Genomic DNA, 22,327 nt, shown 5'->3' with positions numbered 1-22,327 from the left:
AGGTCAGGTGGACTGACGGTCCAGACGAGCTCTGACTTTCTGGTCGATCTCCTCGACGCTGGCAGTGGGCTGGGCGAGCTGGATCCGCGTGCGCGCATACTCCTTGGTCTGAAGCAGGCCGGGGATCAAAGCAATCTGGAACTCCCAGATCTCGGAAGCGGCACGCTGCAACTGCACGATGTCCCGGAACCAGTGCGGGAAGGCGCTGTTGGTGTGGTTGATCTCCCACAGCCTTCTGACCTTCCCGCCTGTGTTAAGGACGTGGTCGATTTGTGCTGCGAGATCCGGTTTGCAGTTCCGGATTCCTCGCTCCACAGCGCTGAGCATCGCTTGTGAGATGTTGAGCGCTTGACTGAGCTGGGCTTGAGAAAGTCCTTGCGCCTCCCTGAGAAGTCGGATTTGAGAACCTAACTTCAGCCAGTGGGGGTTGACCCTGTCTGCCATTCCTCCACTCCTCAACACATGTCCACAACATCTAACAACACTGAAAGACAAAAAACACCAGTTCTGTTGAATCAGTGGATGTTCTGGATTTGTTGAGGGAGTGTTAGATGCGACGGTCTAAGGCCCCCTCGAGAAGCTGCATGGATCTGTCAAACAAACGGCCCTGGCCGGCGTCGCGACCGCCGAACCAGGGCCTTAGCCTCCAACCTTCCCAAACCAGGTGGTGACTCATGGACCAGGCTAATTCCTCCTCGCTGCGCAGGATGCAGCGAATGTGCAATATCTGCTTTTCTGTCCCATTAATCCTGATCGCTTTTCTCGAACCGTTCGGTCAGGAGGCGGCCCGGTGACGATTTCCCTCACGTCTTTCCCCGGAATTCCGGACAGTGTGGCGGCCGCCCGCAGATTCGTCACCGGGATGCTCCGCCTCTGCCCCCAGACCAGTGCTCCCGACGAAGTCGTGCACCGGGTAGAGCTGATCGTGTCCGAACTCTGCACCAACGCGATCCGCCACACCCGTTCCGGGGATCCCGGACAGAAGTTCCACGTTCACGTGTGCACGGATGAACGCGGTGTCCACGTCGAAGTGCGCACCCTGCCCCCGCGCCGCCCGCGCTCCGTGCCCCGTGTCGTCCCGCCAGAGGATCCGTTCTCCGAGCATGGCCGAGGCATGTTTCTCGTCGACCAGTGGGCAACGCAGTGGGGAACACTCTCCCCACGGGAAAACGGCGTCTACTTTCTCCTGGCTTGGGAGCCATCCGATTGATCCCGGTCTCTGAGGGAACGACGGGCTGACCTTAACCACCACCCTCTTTCCACCGCCGAGCGGCAGGCCGGAAAACACCGGCCTCCACCGCATCACTCGACAGTGCTGTCGCCCCCTGCCTCGCGAGGAAACCCGCATGACCACAACCATTCGTCACCCCCAGCCTCGAATACGCCCCCCTCGTCCCTGGATCCCCAACGATCCGCCCGAAACCGTGCTGCCAGCGTGGATGTACGCTCGCCGGGAACCGCGCTTCCCCTACCGCATCATCCATCCGGACGACTCTCGGACGGCGAGCACCGCCGATCAGGCAGAACACCTGAACAAGCAGCGGTGCACCAGCCCACGTATCCAGTCCTGCCTAGGACTGCGGACGCTTGTGCTCCTCACGAGCACGGCTCTGCTGGCCAGCACGGTGCTCCACGCCTGCACCCAGCTCACAGCCTTCTGCCCGCTATGAACTTTCCAGGTGGCGGCGCGGCTGAAGTGCCTCACCAAGAGCCCTTCCCCGCCGGATCACCCCGGCAGGCAGGACGGTAGAGACCCCAACCGGACGGATGGGCATTGCGCGAAACGGTCCTGCCATGCTCGCTCCGCCAGAAGGCTTTGACTCCTTCGCGAGCGCAGCGTAAGCCTCACAGCGTCGAAAAGCGGGTACGGAAGGCACAGAACAACCCGAGTGCCGCCTCAGTGCCCTGGCGTGTCATGAACCACGGCACTCGAGGCCCGCCCAACCTGGAGGCTGCCGTGACCGGACAGACCCGGCGAGAGCAGGTGAGCTTCGACTCTGCCGGCGTCGCATGCGCCGGAATCCTCTACCACCCGGCGGAACCCGCCCCCGGCAGGCAGCCGTGCGTGGTGATGGCCCACGGTTTCACCGGAACCATGGACCGCCTCAGCCACTACGCGCAGCGGTTCGCAGACGCAGGCCTCACCGTGCTCACCTTCGACTACCGCAACTTCGGGGCCAGCGGAGGACAACCCCGCCAACTCGTCGACATCGCCGGACAGCAAGCCGACTGGCACGCCGCGATCCGGTTCGCCCGCTCCCGCGACGACATCGACCCCGACCGCATCGCCCTGTGGGGGTCGTCCCTAGGCGGCGGCCACGTGCTTACCGTCGCAGCGGATGACCAGCGGATTGCCGCAGCCGTGGCGCAGATCCCCTGGCTCGGCGACTGGCGCACCACCAGGGACAAACTCCGCTCCCTTGCTGATCCGAGCACCCGCAAGCTGGCGGTGGCTGCGGTGCGGGACGCCTGGCGGGCCTGGCGCGGTCGGGCACCGCTGCTGGTGAAAGTCGTGGGACAGCCGGGGCAGGCTGCGATGTTCACTGACCCGTCTGTGCGGCGGGCTCTCAACGTCAACGACAGCGAAGACACGCTGTGGCGCAACGAGTTCGCTCCGCGCGCAGTGTTCTCCCTTGCCCGTTATGCCCCTGGGTCGGTGGTGGACCGGATCACGGTTCCTGTCCTCGTGTGCGCGGCAGAGCAGGACCAGGAGATTCCCTTCGAGTACGTGCGGAAAGTTGCGGCCCGTAATCCGCGGATCGAGCTGCGCGGCTATCCGGGGCGCCACTGGGAGGTCTACCGGGGCGGGGAGTCGTATGAGCGCGTGGTCGCTGATCAGCTCGTGTTTCTCCGCGGCCACCTGGGATGGTGACCGCGGGATCGGGAAAGACGGTCGGAAACCGACCGGAAATTGACCGGAAACTATTCCACGTCGCCGGGGTCGCTGTCCTGCAACCGGATCTCCAGCACGATGTCCACTTCGTCGCCGATCAGGCGACCGCCCCAGGGCAGCTCGCCGCCGTCGCTGATGCCGAAATCCGACAAGCGCAGCACCGTGCTTCCGCTGAAGAAGTGGCCGTAGCCGTGCTCGGCGCCCAGATAGTGCGGCGCTTCACCAACCCACTGGCAGTCCAAGGAGACCGGTGCCGTCACACCGTGCAGCGACAGCTCCCCGTGCAAGATGAACGCGTTGGCTTTGCGGTCGGTGGGCGTTTCGATCCCGGTGCTGACGAACCGCATCTCGGGGTACCGCTCCACGTCCAGGAAGTCGGCGGAGCGCAGGTGCGTGTCGCGGGCTTTGACCCCCGTGTTGAGGCTTGCGGTGTTGACGGTCACTTCCACCTTGGATTCGCGGGGGTCTTCCGCAACCCACACTCTTCCGCGGGCTCGGTTGAGCGTGCCCTGGACGCGGCCGAACTTCAGATAGTGGGCGACGAAGATCAGATTGGAGTGCAGCGGGTCCAGATACCACGTCCCCGGCTGAGGGCCCACCCGCTGCGCCTTCTCCTCCTGTACGGTCATGGCCTGCTCTCTGGTCACGGGGTGAATAGGGAGACTGATGTGAGTATGCCGGGGGCCACAGGAAGCTGAGAATCGGGTTAGAAAATTCACATAACACACGTGGGCCGCCCCAAAAACCGGGACGGCCCACGGGGAAGCGGAAGACGGCTACATCTGCTCGGGAGCCCGCACTCCGAGCAGGTCCAAGCCCTTGACCAGCGTGTGCAGGGTGACCGCGGTCAACGCCAGCCGCGAGTTGCGCACCTCGTCCCGGTCGGCTTTGAGCACCGGGCAGGCCTCGTAGAACGCGGTGAACGTCTGGGCCAGGTCGAACAGGTAGGTGCACAGCCGGTGCGGTTCCAGAGTGTCGCCCACCTGGACCACGGTGGCCCCGAAGTCCAGCAGTTTGAGCGCGAGAGCACGCTCCGCAGGCTCGGTGACCTGGATTGGACCGGTGACCTGCGCCGGGTCGATGCCGCCCTTGCGGAAGATTGAGCGGATGCGCGCGACCGCGTACTGCAGGTAGGGGCCCGTGTTGCCGTTGAGCGCCAGCATGCGGTCGAAGTCGAACACGTACTCGGTGTCGTGCGCGATCGACAGGTCGGCGTACTTGACCGCACCGATACCGACATCGCGGGCGATCGCGGCGCGGGTCTCCTCGTCCAGGTCGGGACGGGTCTGGGCGACTACCGCGGAGGCGCGCTCCACAGCCTCGTCCAGCAGCGCCATCAGCCGAACCGGGGCGCCGCTGCGCGTACGCAGGATCTTGCCGTCGGAACCGAGCACGTTTCCGATCTGCACGTGGATCGGCTCGGCGTTGCCCAGCCATCCGGCCTGGCGCGCAGTCTCGTACACCATGCGCAGGTGCAGGGACTGCGGGGCGCCGACGACGTAGATGATCCGGTCGGCTTTGAGCTGCTCCACCCGGTACTTGATGGTGGCCAAGTCGGTGGTGGCGTAACCGTATCCGCCGTCGCTCTTCCGGATGATCAGCGGCACCGGTTTGCCTTCACGGCCGGTGAAGCCTTCAAGGAACACGCACAGCGCGCCGTCGCTGACGACCGCCAGGCCCTTCTCGGCCAGTTCGTCGCAGACCGGTCCGAGCATGTCGTTGTAGGTGCTCTCCCCGGCAAGGTGGGCGTCGGTGAGCGTGACGTCGAGCTTGCGGTAGATCCGGTTGAAGTAGATCTTGGACAGCTCGATGAGGTCGCGCCAGAGCCGCAGCGTTTCGGCGTCGCCGCTCTGCAACGCGACCACGCGCCGCCGGGCCCGGTCAGCGAAGTCTTCATCGCTGTCGAACTTGGCGCGCGCGGCCTGGTAGAAGGCGTTGGGGTCGCTCTTGAGCTGGGCGGCTTCAGCGGAGTCCTCGCCGACCTCCAGCAGGTGCTCGATGAGCATGCCGAAGGGGGTGCCCCAGTCGCCGATGTGGTTCTGCCGGATGACGTGGTGGCCGAGGAACTCCAGGATGCGGGCGAGCGCGTCGCCGACCACGGTGGTGCGCAAGTGTCCGACGTGCATCTCCTTGGCCACGTTCGGCGCGGAGTAGTCGATCGGGATGTTCTGGGACTCCTGCACCGGCGTGCCCAGCCGCTCGTCTGTGAGCAGATCGTGGACCTGGTGGGCGATCCAGTCGTCGCGCAGCGTCAGGTTGATGAACCCCGGTCCGCTGATCTCGACTTTGCTGCAGACATCAGAGATGTCCAGGTGCTCCGTGATCGCAGTGGCGACGTCGCGTGGGGAACGTCGCAGCCGCTTGGCCAGGGCCAGCGCGACGTTGGCCTGGAAGTCGGCGAACTGCGAGGGACGGATGACGGGGTCAGTGTCGCGGTACTCGGGGCCGAAAGCGGCACCGAGCGCGGACTGCACCCGCCGAGCGAGAACTGTTTGCGGATCGGCCATGTCCTCAGCTTAGTGAGTGGCGAGACCACTTCGCGGAAAGAGCAGGTCATCACGGGTCACTTCGCTCCGGTACGGGACGGGGCGGGCGAAGGGAGCGCCAGCGGACGAGGACGATCCACCACAGGGCTGCGATGGGGAGCAGGGTCAGCGCATACCACGGCACCCGCCACCACGGGGAGACGGTGGTGGTGGGAGCGGCCGGGATCCGGTCCGGCACGGTCGGGACCGTGGTCAGTGCCCACATGAGGAACGCGTCACCGACCGGGAGCACCCCGCCGAGGTAGCGGCGTTTGCCCCGCCATTCCACGGCCATGCCGGTGGCCTCGGCGAACCCGGTGAGGGCGTCGGCCGTGGCGGTGTCCTGCGCGAGGATGCTTCCAGCGAGAGCAACAGTGCTCGCGGAAGCGGACAGGCCGAAGATCAGCGGACCGGAGTCGACGTCCCCGGGGGAGCGGTTGCCCCGCGGATATTCGCGCACCCCCGGCAGCATCGCGTGCTCGGAGGCGAAGAGCTCCCGGAACACGGTGTAGTCGGCGGCCGCCCACTCTGGGTCGATTTCGAACAGGAACCGCAGCAGCAGTGTCTGGGAAGTGCCGCGCGCCCCTTCGACCGGGTGTCCGGTCACGGGGTCGACCCGATGCGGGATGAGCCCGGTGGCAGGGTCGAGCCGGGCGCGCACCTCGGTCATCCACAGGCGGAACAGTGCGGCGTAGCGGTCCTCGCCTGCCAGGTGGTCGCGGAGTCGCAGGGCCGCCATGGCGACGACGTTGTCCACCGGCCACGCTTGGCCGGGATAGGAGGTGAGGTAGGGGGTGCCGTGGGCGAGGGAGGCTTCGAACGCTTCGGCGATCTCTTCAGCGGCGGCGTCGAGCGCGGCCATCTCCTCGGGAGCCTGCTCTGGTCCGCCCGCGACAGCCACGATCTGTCCGCGCAGCCAGGCGCTCCAGCCCGCGTGGAATACACCGTAGGCGGGGACTGCAACCGAGGAGAACGGTCCCGTGCCTTCGGGGGAGTAGAGCCGTTTGAGGGACCAGCGGGCCTCCCGTAACGCTCGGTCCTGCAGGTCGGGGTCGCGCTGGGCCACGGACAGCCACGTCAGCCCGTACAGCGCGTGCGTGAAGAAGTACCCCTCGGGGAACAGCTCCTGCATCGCCGTGCCCGCTCCCTCGTGCAGTGCTTCCCGGACGAACTCGAGGCGGGGCAGCGCGTCGGCGACCACGTCGGCGTCGGTGCGCTCCAGCGGGGAGGGGGTGTGGGAGCGGACAGTCGCCAAAGTCACTACCCCGGTGACCATGACGGCTGCCACGGTGAGGAGCACTGCCGCTGTCGTGCCGGCAGGGGAACGGTGGGGAGGTTCGTCGGTCACGTCGGTCACTTGACAAGAATGCCGGTTGCGCAACGGGGAGGGGAACCGCGCGTGGTGGTGGTTACTCTTCGGGGGCGCTGAGCCGGTGCAGCCAGGAAGGGGTGCGGCTCACGCCTGCGATGCCGCGGCGGATCTGGTCGGTGATGCGGCCCACCACCAGGTTGTGGGCGAGCAGGCAGGCGTGGGCGATGCCTTCGGCGCGGCTGGCGCCGTGGGCGATGACCACGGTGCCGTTGAGGCCGAGCAGGACTGCGCCGCCGTAGGTTTCGGAGTCGAACCGGGTCCGCAGTTCTCGGAGCGCACGGCGCTGGAACAGGGTGCCGAACCGGGCCAGCGGGCTGGAGGTGAGTGCCGCGCGGATTTCGTCGAACGCGAAACGGACCGCGCCTTCCACCGATTTCAGGGCAACATTGCCTGTGAAGCCGTCGGTGACGACCACGTCCACGAGGCCGGCGAGCAGGTCGTGGCCTTCGATGTTGCCGCGGAAGTCCAGGCGGTCTTCCGTGGCGTTCGCGGAGAGCAGTTCCGCCGCTCGTCGGGCTAGTTTGTTGCCTTTGCCCGGTTCAGAGCCGATAGTGAGGATGCCTACTCGTGGTTCGGCGATGCCGTGTCCGACCCGTGCGTAGGCTGCTCCTAGATGGGCGAATTGCACCAGCATTTCCGGCTTGGCGTCGGCGTTAGCGCCAGCGTCGAGCAGGATCGTCGGTGTGGGGGTGGTGGGGAGGACAAGGGCAAGCGCGGGACGGAGCACGCCAGGGAGCGTACGCAGGCGGACCGTGGCGGTGGAGACCACTCCGCCGGTAGAACCGGCGGAGACGAGGGCAGCGGCGGTGCCCTGCCGGACCAGTTTGCAGCCCACCGCGACACTGGAGCGAGCCCGCCGCCAGGCGGCGAGCGCCCCCTCGTGCATGGCCAAGGCTTCCTCGGCGTGCACGATGGGTAGTTCCCGGGCTGCTTGTTCCGCTGCGACGAGGGGGGCGAGCTCGGAGGAGCGTCCCACCAGGGCGAGGCGCAGTCCGTGCTCGCGCACAGCGCGTACCGCTCCGGCGACGATCTCGCGAGGCGCGTGGTCCCCGCCCATCGCGTCGACCGCGATCAGGGGCGGGGCGGCCGGAGGCCGCTGGGCGGTGACTGGACTGCTCATGGGGCTCCTCGTGCGGGTGGGACGCGGTAGCGGACCAGACCGATGCGTCCCTGGCGTCAGGGTATTCCTCCTTGTCGGCAAGTGGGCACTATGGGGGGACCCGGGTGTCAGAGCACCGTCATCCAGTCGGGAAGCTGGGAAATTGCTGTGTTTTCTGGATAATGCCGTATCCGGAATTCTCGCCCCACAAGGGGATGAATAGGGTAGAAAGCCTGCCGGAATCGGACTTCGCATGTGAACGGGGGCGACGCAGCCCCTGTCACCCCCGGACCGCGCCAACAAGGTCAACAACGAGTCCGATGTGCGCACACAGTGCGACCGCAATGTCACTTATGGTTGGCCAACCGTTGACCGAGTGACATGTGATACGAGAGGAGAGACGTGAGCTTGACGCACGACATGGCACCCCAGGCGTCCGCTGGCCGCCGGTTTCGTGCCTACACGTCGAAACACCTCGATGAATTGACCGCCCGTGCGGGATTCGGGGAAGAAGAGCGGCTCGCGATCCGCGCGGTGGCCACGGTTCTGCCGTTCCGGGTCAACTCGTATGTCATCGACGAGCTCATCGACTGGGACGCTGCTCCCGACGACCCCATCTACCGGCTGACTTTCCCGCAGGCGGACATGCTTCCCGAAGCGGATGTGGCGCGCATTGCCGACCTGCTGCGCAAGGACGCGCCCCGCCAGGAGATCAACCGGGTCGCCAGTGAGGTGCGAGCCAGACTCAACCCCCACCCGGCTGGGCAGCTGCAGCTCAACCTACCCAAGATGGACGACGAGCCCATGCCGGGCGTGCAGCACAAGTACCCGGAGACTGTGCTGTTCTTCCCCAAGCAGGGACAGACCTGCCACTCCTACTGCACTTACTGCTTCCGCTGGGCGCAGTTCGTGGGAGAGCCCGACCTGAAGATGGCCTCCGACGAGATCGACCGCCTGGTGGCCTACCTGCGGCAGCACCCCGAGGTCACCGGTGTCCTGCTGACCGGCGGTGACCCGATGATCATGGGCGAGGCGGTGCTGCGCCGCTACATCGAGCCGCTGCTCGAGGTGGAGACGCTGGAGTCGATCCGTATCGGCACCAAGGCGCTGGCCTACTGGCCGCAGCGGTTTGTCACCGACCCGGACGCCGATGACACGCTCCGCCTGTTCGAACAGGTCGTGAACTCCGGCAAGAACCTGGCGTTCATGGCGCACTTCTCGCACCCGCGGGAGCTGGAGCCGGACATCGTGCGGGAGGCGGTGCGGCGGATCCGTGACACCGGCGCGGTCATCCGCACCCAGGCGCCGCTGATCCGCACGATCAACGACTCCTCGGAGACCTGGGCGACCATGTGGCGCACCCAGGTGCGGCTCGGCATGATCCCCTACTACATGTTCGTGGAGCGCGACACCGGGCCGCAGGACTACTTCGCGGTGCCGCTCGCCCAGGCCTACGAGATTTTCCGCAAGGCCTACAACAGCGTGTCGGGTCTGGCGCGGACGGTGCGGGGCCCGTCGATGTCGGCGACCCCGGGCAAGGTGTGCGTGGACGGCATCACCGAGATCAACGGTGAGAAGGTGTTCATGCTCCACTTCATCCAGGCCCGGAACCCCGAGCTGGTCAACCGCCCGTTCTTCGCCAAGTACGACGAGAAGGCGGTGTGGCTGTTCGATTTGAAGCCCGCGCTGGGCGCCACCCGCTTCCCTTACGAGGAGGAAGCGCCCAGCGAGCCTGGTGCGCTAGTCGACACCCCGCACCCCTGACCGCCGCGGTCGCGGTCCCGGCGGGCGGAAGAAGAGCCGGGACCGCGCCGCACCTCCCGGCAGCCGGAGCCCGCGGAGGGGAAGGCTGCGGGCCAGGTCAGCGGCGCCGATCAGCCCGGCGTCGTTGCCGAGAGCGGCCCGCACGATCCGGGCTTCGGGCCGATGGCCGCGGCCGGTGAGCGCGCGGTGGAAGTGGGCGCGCGCCGGAGCGAGCAGCAGTTCGTCGGCTTCGCACACCCCGCCGCCGATGATGAACAGTTCCGGGTCGAACGCCGCGGCGAGGTTTGCTAGTCCGGCGCCGAGCCAGGCGCCGAGGTCTTCCAAGAGTTCGATGCAGGCGCGGTCGCCTTCACGGGCGAGGGCGGTGACCAGCGGCCCAGTGATCTGGGCGGGGTCGCCGCCTGCCGCGTCGAGCAGGCGGGAAGCCATGGGCGAATGCGCCGCGGCGAGTTCCCGGGCCTCCCGGGTCAGCGCGTTGCCGCTGGCGTACTGTTCCCAGCAGCCCCGGTTGCCGCATTCGCAGCGGTGCCCGTCGGGCACGACAACCATGTGGCCGAACTCTCCAGCCAGCCCGTAGCGGCCGCGCCGCAGTGCGCCGTCGATGATGATGGCTCCGCCGATGCCGGTGCCGAGGTTCACCACGACGGCATCGCGGACGCCGCGTCCAGCGCCGAAGCGGGTTTCGGCCCATGCTGCGGCGTTGGCGTCGTTCTCCACGATGACGGGAAGCCCGAGCCGGTCCTGGAGCGCTTCCCGCAACGGTTCATCGCGCCAGGACAGGTGAGGGGCGAAGAGGACAGTGGAGCGCCGTGCGTCGACGAATCCGGCGGCGCCGATGCCGACTGCCTGGATGCGATGGTCGCGGCGTAACTGTTCGACGACGTCGACGATGGTGTCTTCGACGATTTTGGGGCTTTTGCTGCGGTCTGGGGTTTCTGTGCGTATCCGGTCCAGTACGTGTCCGGCGGGGGTGACGACACCTCCCGCGACTTTCGTACCTCCGATGTCGATGCCGATGACGAGTCCGCGTGTGCGGCGTCCAGTTGTTCGCGTGAAGACCACGCGGTGACACTAGTCGACGTGGCGGACCGGTGGGGTTGACCGCTCCGAAACAGTCGGGAGCTGCTGGTGGAACGCGGGGGAAGGTTCCAGGATGAGGTCGTGGCGCCCGGCGATGAGTTCCTGGAACCAGATTTTGGCGCGGATGAACGGGCGGCGCAGTCGCTGGTCGCGGCGGATCGCGGCGGCGAGTTTGGCGGATCCTTCCGGGTAGCGCCACCGCGCCCACGGGGAGCCGGGCACGGCGAGGCGGATCGCGGTGATGATGCTGATCACGGGGATGAAGATCCCGATGATGCCGCTCCAGATCTTGCCTTTGAGCAGGCTCACCGCGGCGCCCGCGAAGTTGATGAGGATGAGCGCGACCATCCCGATCTGGGTGATGGTGGTGTCCACGGTGATCCCCCACAGCCCCCAGCCCACGGGGCGCAGCCCGGTCAGGAGCAGGCCGCTGAGGGCGATGGCGACGAACACCGCGTCGACCGAGGTGCGCCCCTGTTCGGTCCAGTACACGTCCCGCAGATGCAGGATCAGCGCGAACTCGTCGAGGACGAGGGCGGCGCCGAAACCGAACAGGGCAGCGGCGGTCGCCATGGCTGCGCCGTCGCGGTCGGTGATGAGCAGCCCGGCGACCCCGCCGATCAGCATGAACGCTACTCCGAAGACCACGTGGTGGATGTGGAGTCCGAACGGGGTGAGGTTTCCGGGCCACCACCGCACTCGGGCACGGATCATCCGCACACTGCAGCGGATCATCAGGAAACCGGCGACGAATGCGACAAAGAAGCTGAAGAGCGGCAAGCGGCCAGTGGCCACGATGTGGACGGCGAACCACTCGCTCACAGATGCCTCCTTCGCCCGGACGGACGCGCTCGCAACCAGGGGAGAGGGGTGCCGGGACGGCACGGAGTACCCGGGGGTCGATCGGACGGGGAGGCATGCCCGGTCCAACGCCCTGGTGGGTGAATAGGAAAGTGTAGGGGCGACACTTCTGTGCGGACATCCATATTGGTGGTGAAAACCTCCACGATGGGGGTCGGTTCCGTCGCGGACTTCCCGGGCTGGGCGAGTGCAGGATGTCGGAAGTAGCACTGTAGGGGGATGGGAAATTCCCCACCACACCGAACGTCGTTCTAGTTTTTTGGTGGGCTGCTTAATAGAGTGCGCCCCATGGAACTGAACGGAGTTGCCGCCCTCGTATCCGGCGGCGCAAGCGGTCTGGGAGAAGCAACGGTCCGGGAGTTGACGGCGGCTGGAGCGACCGTCGTCATCGCGGACGTCAACACGGAACGCGGTGAGGCCCTGGCAAAGGAAGTCGGCGGTGTCTTCGTCCGCACCGACGTCGCCGACGAGGACCAGGTGCAGGCGGCGGTCCAGGCCGCCGTGGACACCGGGAAACCGCTTCGAGCAGCGGTGTCTTGTGCGGGCATCGCGTGGGCGGCCCGCACGGTGGCCCGGGACGGTACACCGCATGACCTCGCCTCCTTCCGCAAGATCATCGACGTCAACCTGATCGGCACCTTCAACGTGGTGCGGCTAGCCGCAGCAGCGATGGCGAAAACCGAGCCGATCAACGACGACGGTGAGCGCGGCGCGATCGTCAACACCGCCTCCGTGGCCGGGATCGAGGGGCAGATCGGCCAGATCGCCTACTCCTCGTCCAAGGGCGGAATCATCGGGATGACGGTTCCCGCCGCCCGCGACCTGGCCGCGGTCGGGGTGCGCGTCAACACGATCGCCCCCGGCATCCTTGATACGCCGATCTACGGCCAGGGGCCGGAAGCCGAGGAGTTCAAGCAGCGGCTTGCTGCTCCGGTGCCTTTCCCCAAGCGCCTGGGTACCCCGGCGGAGTTCGCCCAGCTGGTCCGGGCACTGCTGGAGATCAGCTACATCAACGCTGAAGTGGTGCGGATCGATGGCGGTCTGCGCATGCAGCCGAAGTAGGGGAAGGAAGCATGGCCGACGAAGTTCTCTACGAAGCGGCAGACGGGGTCGCCGTCATCACCATCAACCGGCCCCAGGCGAAGAACGCGGTGAACCGCGCGGTGGCCGAGCAGATCGCTGCGGCTTTGGACGACCTCGACTCCCGCAAGGACCTCACGGTCGGGATCCTCACCGGGGCAGGCGGCACCTTCTGCGCGGGAATGGACCTCAAAGCCTTCCTCGCCGGGGAGGTCCCGATCATCGAGGGGCGCGGGTTCGGCGGTTTCGCCCAGCGTCCGCCGCGTAAACCGCTGATCGCGGCGGTGGAAGGCTATGCGCTGGCCGGAGGGTTTGAAGCGGTGCTCGCCTGCGACCTCGTGGTCGCCGCCGAAGACGCGAAGTTCGGCATCCCCGAGGTCAAACGGGGCCTGGTGGCCGCCGCGGGCGGGCTGCTGCGCCTGCCGCAGCGCATCCCCCGCAATATCGCCATGGAGTTCGCGCTGACCGGCGACTTCGTGGATGCGCCGCGGGCCGCTGAACTGGGGCTGGTCAACCGGATCACCCCCAGTGGGAAGGCGCTGGACGGGGCTCGGGAGCTCGCCGCGCGGATCGCGGAGAACGCGCCGCTGGCCGTCGCGGTCTCCAAGCAGGTCATCGTCGAGTCCGCAGACTGGTCTGCTGCGGAGCGGTGGCAGCGCCAGGATGAGCTCACCGGCCCGGTCTTCACCAGCCGGGACGCGGCAGAAGGGGCGGCGGCGTTCGCGGAGAAGCGCAAGCCCGTCTGGACCGGAGAGTAGGACCTCTTCGGTTGCTGGTGTGGCTGTGCCACGGCTGACGGCGCTCCGTGCCGTGGCACGGCCACAGTCATGCGGTTACTTCAGCCGGTGCCTGGCTGGACGGCGGCGTCGGGTCATCGCGATGAGCACGGCACCGAGGAACGCTGCAGCCGCAGCGATCACAGTGAACGCCGAGGTCTCGCTGCCCGTCACCGGCAGGGTTCCGCCGCCGGGAGTCGAAGGCGCCGTCGGTGCCACCGACGGTGACGGCGAGTGCGAGTGCGTGGGCGAGTGCGTGGGGTGGTGGGTGGGCTTATGCGTCGGCTTGTGCGAATGGGTCGGATGGTGTGTCGGCTTGTGCGAGTGGGTCGGGTGGTGAGTTGGGTGGTGTGTCGGCTTGTGCGAGTGGGTCGGGTGGTGAGTTGGGTGGTGCGTCGGATGGTGTGAGTGGGTTGGGTGGTGCGTCGGGTGGTGATGCGTAGGCCGGGGCGGCCGATGGGTAGGCGAATGCGTGGGCAGATGAGTCGGGTGGTGGTGCGTGGGCTTGTGGGAGTGGTGGTGCTGCCCAGAGGTTGAGTTCAAGGCTTCCCCTCCCAGCCGGGTCGCCGCGGGAGGCGGCCATTCCGTCGGCCACGAAGCAGCGAGATCCCGCGGATCTGCGGCATTCGGGGGGAGGGTCACACCAGCAGGAAGGTTGTGGTGTTCCCGCTCGGAGCAGCCTGCCGCCCCGGAGCCGGGAGAGAAGCATTCCCAGACGGAGATGTCCGAAGCATCGTGGACCAGCACCGTCGCCGAATCAGCCTCGGGCTCGGTTACGGAACGGTCAGCAGTGTGCCAGGCCAGGAACGATATCGCGGAGAAAGTCAAGGCAGCCGAGAGTCCGGACGCCGCAATTCCCCTCACCAGAAGACTCAACCTTCCCCCCAGGAGTGAGCGCTGCCGATTCCGCACCCAGGGCTTCGGGTGCGCAACCCAAACAACAATCCGTCGGGGGGAATCCTGAAACTCGCCACGCGGTACGCTTGGTCAACAATTGGCCCTGCCAACCCAGTTTTGACCGGCAGATGATCGTGACAACGATGGCTGATGAACTGAGAGTGGTCTCCTGTTTCCTGTACGTCAGGGCTGGTGGGGTGCTTTCTCCGGCGGTGTGCACCGGGACCGTGAAGCAGTAGACAGGCTGCAACAGCAAGGGACCGGAAAGGCTGTCGCACCTTCCGGTCCCGGAAAGACGAGGGTGGGAAAGACCAGGGTCAGATCCGCTGCCAGGCCTCAGTGAGGACCTCGCGCAGGATGCTCTCCATCTCAGCGAAGTGCTCGGGGCCGCAGATCAGGGGCGGGGAGAGCTGGACGACGGGCTCTCCGCGGTCATCGGCGCGGCACACCAGGCCGGCGTCGAACAGTGCGGGGGAGAGGAAGCCCTTGAGGAGGCGGTGCGCTTCCTCGTCGGTGAAGGTCTCCTTGGTCTCCTTGTCCTTGACCAGTTCGATCCCGTAGAAGTAGCCCTCGCCGCGCACGTCGCCCACGATCGGCAGGTCGAGCAGCTTCTCCAGGGTCGCACGGAACGCCGGCGCGTTGGCCTGCACGTGGTCGATGAGGCCTTCGCGTTCGAAGATGTCCAGGTTGGCCAGGGCGGCCGCGGCCGCCACCGGGTGGCCAGCGAAGGTGCTGCCGTGCAGGAAGGTGTTGCCCGCCTCCCGGAACGGTTCCACCAGGTGCTCCCGGGCGATAAGACCGCCCATCGGCACATAACCCGAGGTCACACCCTTGGCGAAGGTGATGATGTCCGGCAGGTAGTCGAACCGCTGGGCGCCGAAGTACGCGCCGACCCGGCCGAACGCGCAGATGACCTCGTCAGAGACGAGAAGGACACCGTAGCGGTCGCAGATCTCACGGAGCCGCTGGAAGTAGCCGGGAGGTGGCGGGAAGCAGCCGCCCGAGTTCTGCACCGGCTCGACGTAGACCGCTGCGATGCTCTCCGGGTCGTTCTGCAGGATGGCTTCTTCCACCTGGTCAGCAGCCCAGCGGCCGAACGCTTCGGGGTCGTCGCCGTGGACCGGGGCCCGGTAGATGTTGGTGTTGGGCACCTGGATCGTGCTCGGCACCAGCGGCTCGAACGGGGTTTTGATCGCTTGGAGGCCGGTGATCGACAGGGCGCCCATGGTCGTGCCGTGGTAGGCGATACGGCGGCTGATCACCTTGTGCCGGGTGGGCTGGCCGATGAGTTTGAAGTACTGGCGGGCCAGCTTCCAGGCCGACTCCACGGCTTCGGAACCGCTGGTGGTGAAAAAGACCCGGTTGAGGTCTCCCGGCGCCAGGTCGGCGAGGCGGTCAGCCAGCTCGATGGCGGTCGGGTGGGCGTAAGTCCAGATCGGGAAGTAGGCCAGTTTCCGGGACTGTTCCGCGATCGCCTCGGCGATCTCGGTGCGGCCGTGGCCGACTTGAGAGACGAACAGGCCGGCGAGACCGTCCAGGTACCGTTTGCCGTTAGTGTCGTAGACGTAGGGCCCTTCACCTCGCGTGATGACCGGGACGTCGGTGTCCTGGTATGCCGCGAGCTCGGTGAAGTGCATCCACAGGTGGTCTTTTGCCGCCTGTTGAAAGTCGTTCGCCGCGAGTCCACTACCTGACCGCACTGTCACTTGGTTCCCCCAGAGCTGCGTTCTAGCGGAGGGGTGGCCGGGCTGTGGCGTCCTCCGTACAGAGAGTGTGGGAACACGCGGTGCTCCCGATGAAAATAGTTGCATCAAAAGCAGACATGTCAAGTATTAGTCGTGAAACGCGATATTTACAACGGAATCCCTTGTTTTGTGTCGTTGGTTCTGTCAGGGTATGCATAACAACCCTGCGTTTGCCGTGACGCAGTTGACCAAGGAGTAGAAAGTGACCAGCCACTCCGACGGCCTGCGCCGCCTGCGTAACTTCATCAATGGTGAGTACGTAGACTCCGTCGACGGCCGAACCGCACCGGTCGTCAACCCAGCCACGGGTGAGGCCTACGCCGAAGCACCGGTGTCCACGGCAGAAGACGTGGACCGGGCCTTCCGTGCCGCCGCCGACGCCTTCGAGAACGGGTGGCGCGACTCCACCCCCGCCGAACGGCAGATCATCCTGAACAAGATCGCCGACGCAGTGGAGGAACGCGCCGACGAGCTTGTCGCCGCCGAAGTCGAGAACTGCGGAAAGCCTGTCAAGGCCACGCGCGAGGAAGAGATCTGGCAGGTCACCGACGCGCTGCGGTTCTTCGCTGGTGCGGCACGGGTGCTGGAGGGCAAGGCGGCCGGCGAGTACATGGCCGACCACACCTCCTGGATCCGCCGCGAACCCATCGGCGTCGTCGGCCAGATCACTCCCTGGAACTATCCGATGGCGATGGCCGCGTGGAAGATCGGACCGGCGCTCGCTGCGGGCAACACCATCGTCCTCAAGCCGTCCGACACCACGCCCGTCTCCACTCTGCTGCTCGCCGAGATCGCCGCAGAATTCCTGCCGCCCGGCGTGTTCAACGTCGTCACTGGTGACCGCGACACCGGGCGCGCCCTCGTCGACCACCCGATCCCGCGGCTCGTCTCGCTCACCGGGTCCACCCGCGCCGGATACGAGGTCGCCCAGTCCGCATCCCGCGACCTCAAGCGGCTCCACCTGGAGCTGGGCGGCAAAGCCCCGGTGATCGTCTTCGACGACGCGGACGTCGAGAAGGCCGCCGAAGGCATCGCCGGAGCCGGGTACTTCAACGCGGGACAGGACTGCACTGCTGCCACCCGCGTGCTGGCCGCCCCCGGCATCCACGACGACCTGGCCGCGGCACTTGCTGAACAGGCGAAGAAGACCAAGACCGCCGGCCCGGACGAGACCGACGCTTACTACGGTCCGCTGAACAACCCCAACCAGTTGGACCGGGTCAGCGGCTTCTTCGAGCGCCTCCCCGACCACGCCGAAGTGCTCACCGGCGGTTCCGCCGTGGACCGTCCCGGCTACTTCTTCTCGCCCACGGTCGTGTCCAACCTGCGCCAAGGCGACGAGATGGTCTCCGAAGAGATCTTCGGGCCGGTCATCACGGTCCAGCGCTTCGACGACGAGGACACGGCGGTCGCGTGGGCCAACTCAGTAAAGTACGGACTGGCATCCAGTGTGTGGACCAAGGACCACGCGCGCGCTCTGCGGGTCTCCCGTCGCCTCGACTTCGGATGCGTGTGGATCAACACGCACATCCCGATCATCGCGGAGATGCCGCACGGAGGCTTCAAGCACTCCGGATACGGTAAGGACCTGTCCCTTTACAGCCTGGAAGAGTACACGCGCATCAAGCACGTGATGAGCTACATCGGCAGGGACTGATCATGAGGCAGGTCCACGCCGTGGACCAGGATTGAGGTCGGCGGGCCTTCGGGCCCGCCGCAGAGTACGACCCCCACCAAAGGACCCCCGACTATGGCGACCACGACGGAAAAAACACCGGCCGCGCCTGGCGTAGTAGCGACAGAGAGCAACCAGGCAGTCCCCGCCATCAGTCTGGAAAAAGTCAGCAAGACCTACCGATCCGGGCAGGTCACCACCACCGCGGTCGAATCCATCGACTTGGAGATCCGTCAAGGGGAGTTCTTCTCCCTGCTCGGGCCTTCCGGTTGCGGCAAGACCACCACCATGCGGATGATCGCCGGCTTCGAGGAGCCCACTTCAGGAGTCGTGCGCCTGTCCGGTAAAGACGTCACCGGGGTTCCCCCGAACCGCCGCGACGTCAACATGGTCTTCCAAAGCTACGCCCTGTTCCCGCACATGACCGTCGCGGAGAACGTGGCCTTCGGACTGAAACGCAAGAAAGTCCCCGCGGCCGAGATCCGCACTCGGGTCGCTGAAATGCTCGAACTCGTCGAGTTGGGGGACCGGGCCAAGTACAAGCCCAGGCAGCTTTCTGGGGGTCAGCAGCAGCGTGTCGCACTGGCCCGCGCCCTCGTCAACCGGCCGAGCGCACTCCTGCTCGACGAACCTCTCGGTGCTCTTGACCTGAAACTGCGCCAGGCCATGCAGTTGGAGCTCAAACGCATCCAACGCGAGGTCGGCATCACCTTCGTCTACGTCACTCACGACCAGAGTGAAGCGTTGACCATGTCCGACCGCATCGCCGTCATGAACAAGGGCCGGATCGAACAGCTCGGCACGCCAGCGCAGATCTACGAGACCCCCGCGACCCGGTTCGTGGCCGGGTTCATCGGCACCTCCAACATCCTCACCGGGACCGCGCAGCGGGTCTCTGACACTCTCGTCCGCATTGACTACGGCGGCGACCAGCACGTCCTCGCGAACACCCCGCAACAAATGTCGGATTCGGGACTCGTAATTACCGTTCGTCCTGAAAAGATCCGACTTGGGAAAGATGTGCCGGATGCCAATGTAAGTCGCATTCGCGGTACGGTGCGTGAGGTTGTCTATTTGGGAGCAACGACGCACTACACTGTGCGAACGGTTGACGACACCGACATCGTGGTGTTTCAACAGAACTCCTCCGACGCCAGCAACCTCGCAGATCACGGAGACACCGTGTGGCTGTCCTGGCGTCCCGAGCACTCTTACGTGCTTCCAGGCTGAACAGTTCAGCCGTTCCTCTGCACCATCCCCCCTAACTCAGGAACGACGGCACCGTGCGTAGAAAACACACCATCAATCCTGCTGTGCTGCGTGGCTTCACCCAGCGTCGTGTGAGCCGCCGCGACACCTTCAAACTCGCTGGTCTTTCCGCTGCCGCCCTGGCGCTCGCCGGCTGCGGTATCGAGGGACAGGGCCAGCAGTCCACCACCTCGGAGAACTTCTGGAACGGGAAGGAAAGCAACGGCAAAGTCCGCTTCGTCAACTGGCCGCTCTACATGGACCCCGAAAAGCCGGAGCTCAAGCGGTTCACCGAGCAGACCGGCATCGAGGTCGAATACAGCGAGGCCATCCAGGACATGCCGTCGTGGTTCGGAGAGATCCAGCCGCTCCTGGCCAACGGCGACGACATCGGCGCCGACCTCATGGTCATCAGCAACGGGCAGGAGCTCACCAAGCTCATCGCACTGGGCTACCTCGCCCCGCTGAAGCGCGACCAGTTGACGAACTTTGCCGAGTTCGCCGACGAGTTCTACACGATGTCGGCCTACGACTACGGCAACCAGTACACCGTTCCCTACGCCTCGGGGATCACCGGCATCGCCTACGACCCCGAACGGGTCGGACGCGAAATCACCTCCATCAAGGACCTGTGGGACCCCGAGTTCAAGGGACGGGTCGGCATGATGCGCGACCCGCAGGAGATCTCCAACTTCGCGCTGCTCTACAACGGTGTCGCTCCGGAAGACTCCACCCCCGAGGACTGGGAAGCCGCTGCCGAAGTCCTGAAGAAGCAGCGCGACGACGGGATCGTGCGTGCCTACTACGAGCAGGACTACATCCAGCCGCTCACCAACGGCGACATCTGGATCACCATGGCCTGGTCCGGTGACATCTACCAGGTCAACGCCGAAGAAGGCACCAACCTCAAGTTCGTTATCCCCGAAGAGGGCGCCACGCTGTGGACGGACAACCTGACGATCCCGATCACGGCGCAGAACCCGGTCGACGCCCTCATGCTCATCGACTTCTTCTACGACCCGGACATCGCCGCGAGCCTCACCGAGTACATCAACTACATCTGCCCGGTGCCGCACGCGAAGGAAGTACTGCTCGACCGGGCCGCGGAACTCGACGGCGAAGACAGAGAAGCCCTCGAAGAGCTGGCGAACAGCCCCCTCGTCTTCCCCTCCGAGAGCGACTACGCCAGACTCCACAACTACGTGGTGTTGGACGTGGAAGCCGGGGAAGACGAAGAATTCAACTCCATCTTCCAAGCGGTGACCCACGCTTAGGGAACCATGACACGGTTGCTGAACAGGGCCGCCCCCTACCTGCTGGCGCTGCCCGCCTGGATCTGGCTAGGTCTCTTCTTCGTAGTGCCGATCGTCGGCCTGCTGTGGATGTCCCTGATGACCGGAAACATCATCGTGGGGTTCCAGCAGACCTTCAACGTCGGCATCTACCCGGAAGTGATCACCACCTACTGGGAGCACATCCTGCGCTCCCTCGGGTATGGACTGGCCGCCACCCTACTGTGCATCGCCATCGGCTACCCGGTGGCCTACTGGATCGCCTTCCACGGTGGCGCCCACAAGTCCACCTACCTTCTCCTCCTCCTACTTCCGTTCTTCGTGACCCAGGTGCTGCGCACCATCTCCTGGAAGTTCCTGCTTGCCGACGACGGCCTGATCCTGGGGACGCTCAAAGCCATCCACCTGCTGCCGCAGGATGCGCGCGTCCTCAGCACCTCGATCGCGGTCATCTTCGGACTGGCATACACCTTCCTGCCGTTCATGGTCCTGCCGATCTACGCGGTGCTGGAACAGGTGGACCACAGGGTCGTGGAAGCCGCCTACGACCTGTACGCGTCCCGATTCCACGCGTTCGTCCACGTGATCCTGCCGATGTCCCTGCCCGGTGTCTTCGCCGGCGTCCTGCTGGTCTTCGTGCCTAGCAGCGCCGACTACGTCACCGCATGGGTGCTCGGCGGCACGCACAACACCATGATCGGCAACGTCATCCAGTCGCAGTACTTGGTCAACAACGCGTACCCGACCGCCGCGGCCATTACCTTCGTGCTGATGTCGGTCCTGCTCATCGGGATCTTCAGCTACGCCAAGGCGCTGGGGACTGAACGGGTGATGGAGGTGCAGGCGGGATGAGCGCCACAGCCACCAAGGCCGAAGCAACCGTGTCCCGTCGCCAGCGGCGGCCCAGGATCACACTGGGCAAAGTGTTCACCTGGGCCGTCCTGGTCTGGCTGTTCCTGCCCATCGCGGGCATGATCGCCTTCAGCTTCAACGACATCAGCGGACGCCACAACGTCACCTGGCAGGGCTTCACGCTCAAGTGGTACGGCAAGGCGTTCGTCTACCCGGACCTCAACCAGGCGCTGTTCAACACCCTGCTCATCGGGTTCGCCACCATGCTCATCGCCGGAATCACCGGCACCCTGCTCGGCTTGGCGATGGGCCGCTACCGGTTCCGCGGGCAGCAGGCCAGCAACCTGGTGATGTTCGCCGCGATCTCCGCACCCGAAGTCGTCATCGGCGCGTCACTGCTGTCGCTGTTCATCGCCCTCAACCTGACCCTGGGCATGACCACCGTGATCATCGCGCACGTCATGTTCAGCATCTCGTTCGTGGCGATCACCGTGCGGGCCCGGGTCATGACCATGGACCCCAGCATTGAGGAAGCCGCGCGCGACCTCGGCGCGGACAGTTGGACCACGTTCCGGCTGGTGACCTTCCCCATGCTGTTCCCCGCAATCATGGCGGGCGGCCTGCTGGCGTTCGCGCTGTCAGTGGACGACTTCATCATCACCAGCTTCGTCAGCGGCGACCTCACCACCTTCCCGCTGTGGATCTGGGGTTCCACCCGTGTCGGCATCCCCCCGCAGGTCAACGTGATGGGCACGCTGATCTTCGTGGTGGGTGTGCTGCTCGCCATCACCAACATCATCCTCGCCCGGCGGCGCTCCTGACCTGGGCGCCGACCCTCCCGACGAGAAGAGGGATATCCCGTGTCCGCTCTCGCACGTCTGGCCGCTGCCGCACTCGCCGACGCCAAACCCACGGTGTTCTGGCAGGACCCCCAGGTCGCGGGCCACACGGTTCCCGAACCGGAACCGGAGCTGCGGGGACACATCACCACCGATCTGGCTGTGGTCGGCGGCGGCTACAGCGGCCTGTGGACTGCGCTGCTCGCCAAAGAACGCGACCCTGACCGGGACGTCGTGCTGCTGGAAGCACGCACCGTGGGATGGGCGGCGTCCGGCCGCAACGGCGGCTTCTGCGAGTCCAGCCTCACCCACGGCCACGCCAACGGGGT

General features: G+C 65.9%; 21 protein-coding genes. 12 read left to right on the top strand and 9 right to left on the bottom strand.

Annotated elements, in window-relative coordinates:
* Window positions 1-3 precede the first annotated feature (3 nt).
* Window positions 4-444, bottom strand: coding sequence for a helix-turn-helix domain-containing protein (locus TF1_RS10775; RefSeq protein ID WP_038043137.1), 441 nt, complete (start codon window positions 442-444; stop codon window positions 4-6).
* A gap of 346 nt (window positions 445-790) precedes the next feature.
* Between TF1_RS10775 and TF1_RS10770 the strand changes: the two genes are divergently transcribed.
* The 3 genes from TF1_RS10770 to TF1_RS10760 all read left to right on the top strand — a co-directional run bounded on the left by TF1_RS10770 (window position 791) and on the right by TF1_RS10760 (window position 2,872).
* Window positions 791-1,210, top strand: coding sequence for an ATP-binding protein (locus TF1_RS10770; RefSeq protein WP_041427585.1), 420 nt, complete (start codon window positions 791-793; stop codon window positions 1,208-1,210).
* Between the two features lie 136 nt (window positions 1,211-1,346).
* Window positions 1,347-1,670, top strand: coding sequence for a hypothetical protein (locus TF1_RS10765; protein WP_011290713.1), 324 nt, complete (start codon window positions 1,347-1,349; stop codon window positions 1,668-1,670).
* Between the two features lie 287 nt (window positions 1,671-1,957).
* Window positions 1,958-2,872 (top strand): alpha/beta hydrolase, encoded by a 915-nt coding sequence (locus tag TF1_RS10760; RefSeq protein WP_016188091.1) that lies wholly within the window; start codon window positions 1,958-1,960, stop codon window positions 2,870-2,872.
* Between the two features lie 50 nt (window positions 2,873-2,922).
* Here the strand turns inward: TF1_RS10760 and TF1_RS10755 are convergent, their stop codons facing one another.
* The 4 genes from TF1_RS10755 to plsX all read right to left on the bottom strand — a co-directional run bounded on the left by TF1_RS10755 (window position 2,923) and on the right by plsX (window position 7,910).
* The gene (locus tag TF1_RS10755; protein WP_016188092.1) at window positions 2,923-3,522 is read right to left on the bottom strand and encodes a YceI family protein; all 600 of its coding nucleotides are present in this window, start codon (window positions 3,520-3,522) and stop codon (window positions 2,923-2,925) included.
* Between the two features lie 147 nt (window positions 3,523-3,669).
* A complete protein-coding gene (argS, locus tag TF1_RS10750) occupies window positions 3,670-5,400 on the bottom strand; it encodes an arginine--tRNA ligase (protein WP_011290716.1) in 1,731 nt (576 codons plus the stop codon).
* Window positions 5,401-5,449: 49 nt separating this feature from the next.
* Window positions 5,450-6,766 (bottom strand): hypothetical protein, encoded by a 1,317-nt coding sequence (locus TF1_RS10745; protein ID WP_011290717.1) that lies wholly within the window; start codon window positions 6,764-6,766, stop codon window positions 5,450-5,452.
* 61 nt (window positions 6,767-6,827) lie between these two features.
* Window positions 6,828-7,910, bottom strand: a complete 1,083-nt coding sequence (gene plsX, locus TF1_RS10740) for a phosphate acyltransferase PlsX (protein ID WP_011290718.1) — start codon at window positions 7,908-7,910, stop codon at window positions 6,828-6,830.
* 399 nt (window positions 7,911-8,309) lie between these two features.
* Between plsX and TF1_RS10735 the strand changes: the two genes are divergently transcribed.
* A complete protein-coding gene (locus TF1_RS10735) occupies window positions 8,310-9,653 on the top strand; it encodes a KamA family radical SAM protein (protein ID WP_016188095.1) in 1,344 nt (447 codons plus the stop codon).
* Here TF1_RS10735 and TF1_RS10730 read toward each other — a convergent pair.
* Together TF1_RS10730 and TF1_RS10725 are read right to left on the bottom strand one after the other, a co-directional pair.
* Entirely contained in the window at window positions 9,630-10,715 is a 1,086-nt protein-coding gene (locus tag TF1_RS10730; RefSeq protein ID WP_011290720.1) for an ROK family glucokinase, read from the bottom strand. The genes TF1_RS10735 and TF1_RS10730 overlap by 24 nt on opposite strands.
* A gap of 9 nt (window positions 10,716-10,724) precedes the next feature.
* Window positions 10,725-11,555 (bottom strand): hypothetical protein, encoded by an 831-nt coding sequence (locus tag TF1_RS10725; RefSeq protein ID WP_011290721.1) that lies wholly within the window; start codon window positions 11,553-11,555, stop codon window positions 10,725-10,727.
* A 327-nt stretch (window positions 11,556-11,882) separates the two neighbouring features.
* On the opposite strand from TF1_RS10725, the gene TF1_RS10720 reads away from it, so the two are divergent.
* Together TF1_RS10720 and TF1_RS10715 are read left to right on the top strand one after the other, a co-directional pair.
* Window positions 11,883-12,656 carry an SDR family oxidoreductase gene (locus TF1_RS10720; RefSeq protein ID WP_011290722.1) on the top strand — a complete coding sequence of 258 codons (774 nt, stop codon included), beginning with the start codon at window positions 11,883-11,885 and terminating at the stop codon, window positions 12,654-12,656.
* Between the two features lie 11 nt (window positions 12,657-12,667).
* Window positions 12,668-13,432, top strand: coding sequence for a crotonase/enoyl-CoA hydratase family protein (locus TF1_RS10715; RefSeq protein WP_011290723.1), 765 nt, complete (start codon window positions 12,668-12,670; stop codon window positions 13,430-13,432).
* A 75-nt stretch (window positions 13,433-13,507) separates the two neighbouring features.
* Here TF1_RS10715 and TF1_RS16250 read toward each other — a convergent pair whose 3' ends face one another.
* Together TF1_RS16250 and TF1_RS10710 are read right to left on the bottom strand one after the other, a co-directional pair.
* Window positions 13,508-13,669: an LPXTG cell wall anchor domain-containing protein gene (locus TF1_RS16250; protein WP_159056018.1), complete on the bottom strand. Its 162-nt coding sequence runs from the start codon at window positions 13,667-13,669 to the stop codon at window positions 13,508-13,510.
* A gap of 995 nt (window positions 13,670-14,664) precedes the next feature.
* Window positions 14,665-16,053: an aspartate aminotransferase family protein gene (locus TF1_RS10710; RefSeq protein WP_011290725.1), complete on the bottom strand. Its 1,389-nt coding sequence runs from the start codon at window positions 16,051-16,053 to the stop codon at window positions 14,665-14,667.
* 241 nt (window positions 16,054-16,294) lie between these two features.
* Here TF1_RS10710 and TF1_RS10705 point away from each other — a divergent pair, with 241 nt between their 5' ends.
* The 6 genes from TF1_RS10705 to TF1_RS10680 form a co-directional block, all read left to right on the top strand.
* Window positions 16,295-17,749 carry a gamma-aminobutyraldehyde dehydrogenase gene (locus TF1_RS10705; RefSeq protein ID WP_011290726.1) on the top strand — a complete coding sequence of 485 codons (1,455 nt, stop codon included), beginning with the start codon at window positions 16,295-16,297 and terminating at the stop codon, window positions 17,747-17,749.
* Window positions 17,750-17,842: 93 nt separating this feature from the next.
* The gene (locus TF1_RS10700; protein ID WP_016188099.1) at window positions 17,843-18,997 is read left to right on the top strand and encodes an ABC transporter ATP-binding protein; all 1,155 of its coding nucleotides are present in this window, start codon (window positions 17,843-17,845) and stop codon (window positions 18,995-18,997) included.
* A gap of 53 nt (window positions 18,998-19,050) precedes the next feature.
* The gene (locus tag TF1_RS10695; protein ID WP_011290728.1) at window positions 19,051-20,289 is read left to right on the top strand and encodes a polyamine ABC transporter substrate-binding protein; all 1,239 of its coding nucleotides are present in this window, start codon (window positions 19,051-19,053) and stop codon (window positions 20,287-20,289) included.
* A gap of 6 nt (window positions 20,290-20,295) precedes the next feature.
* Window positions 20,296-21,159 (top strand): ABC transporter permease, encoded by an 864-nt coding sequence (locus TF1_RS10690; protein WP_011290729.1) that lies wholly within the window; start codon window positions 20,296-20,298, stop codon window positions 21,157-21,159.
* Window positions 21,156-21,980 (top strand): ABC transporter permease, encoded by an 825-nt coding sequence (locus TF1_RS10685; RefSeq protein ID WP_011290730.1) that lies wholly within the window; start codon window positions 21,156-21,158, stop codon window positions 21,978-21,980. Before TF1_RS10690 ends, TF1_RS10685 begins: the two co-directional genes overlap by 4 nt.
* A 39-nt stretch (window positions 21,981-22,019) precedes the next feature.
* The coding region (locus TF1_RS10680; RefSeq protein WP_156482502.1) for an FAD-dependent oxidoreductase at window positions 22,020-22,327 on the top strand (308 nt) is incomplete at its 3' end.

The sequence above is a fragment of the Thermobifida fusca NBRC 14071 = JCM 3263 genome (genome assembly GCF_001592045.1).
In the GTDB taxonomy this organism is placed as follows: Bacteria; Actinomycetota; Actinomycetes; order Streptosporangiales; family Streptosporangiaceae; genus Thermobifida; species Thermobifida fusca.
The sequence above is the reverse complement of the archived record's forward strand: the minus strand, read 5'-3'. Positions and strand labels throughout refer to the sequence as shown.

Coding starts and splice junctions, on each gene's coding strand:
- TF1_RS10765 (WP_011290713.1), top strand. CDS start 1,347: ATGACCACAACCATTCGTCACCCCCAGCCTCGAATACGCCCCCCTCGT.
- TF1_RS10700 (WP_016188099.1), top strand. CDS start 17,843: ATGGCGACCACGACGGAAAAAACACCGGCCGCGCCTGGCGTAGTAGCG.
- TF1_RS10715 (WP_011290723.1), top strand. CDS start 12,668: ATGGCCGACGAAGTTCTCTACGAAGCGGCAGACGGGGTCGCCGTCATC.
- plsX (WP_011290718.1), bottom strand. CDS start 7,910: ATGAGCAGTCCAGTCACCGCCCAGCGGCCTCCGGCCGCCCCGCCCCTG.
- TF1_RS10690 (WP_011290729.1), top strand. CDS start 20,296: ATGACACGGTTGCTGAACAGGGCCGCCCCCTACCTGCTGGCGCTGCCC.
- TF1_RS10755 (WP_016188092.1), bottom strand. CDS start 3,522: ATGACCGTACAGGAGGAGAAGGCGCAGCGGGTGGGCCCTCAGCCGGGG.
- TF1_RS10735 (WP_016188095.1), top strand. CDS start 8,310: ATGGCACCCCAGGCGTCCGCTGGCCGCCGGTTTCGTGCCTACACGTCG.
- TF1_RS10685 (WP_011290730.1), top strand. CDS start 21,156: ATGAGCGCCACAGCCACCAAGGCCGAAGCAACCGTGTCCCGTCGCCAG.
- argS (WP_011290716.1), bottom strand. CDS start 5,400: ATGGCCGATCCGCAAACAGTTCTCGCTCGGCGGGTGCAGTCCGCGCTC.
- TF1_RS10775 (WP_038043137.1), bottom strand. CDS start 444: ATGGCAGACAGGGTCAACCCCCACTGGCTGAAGTTAGGTTCTCAAATC.
- TF1_RS10720 (WP_011290722.1), top strand. CDS start 11,883: ATGGAACTGAACGGAGTTGCCGCCCTCGTATCCGGCGGCGCAAGCGGT.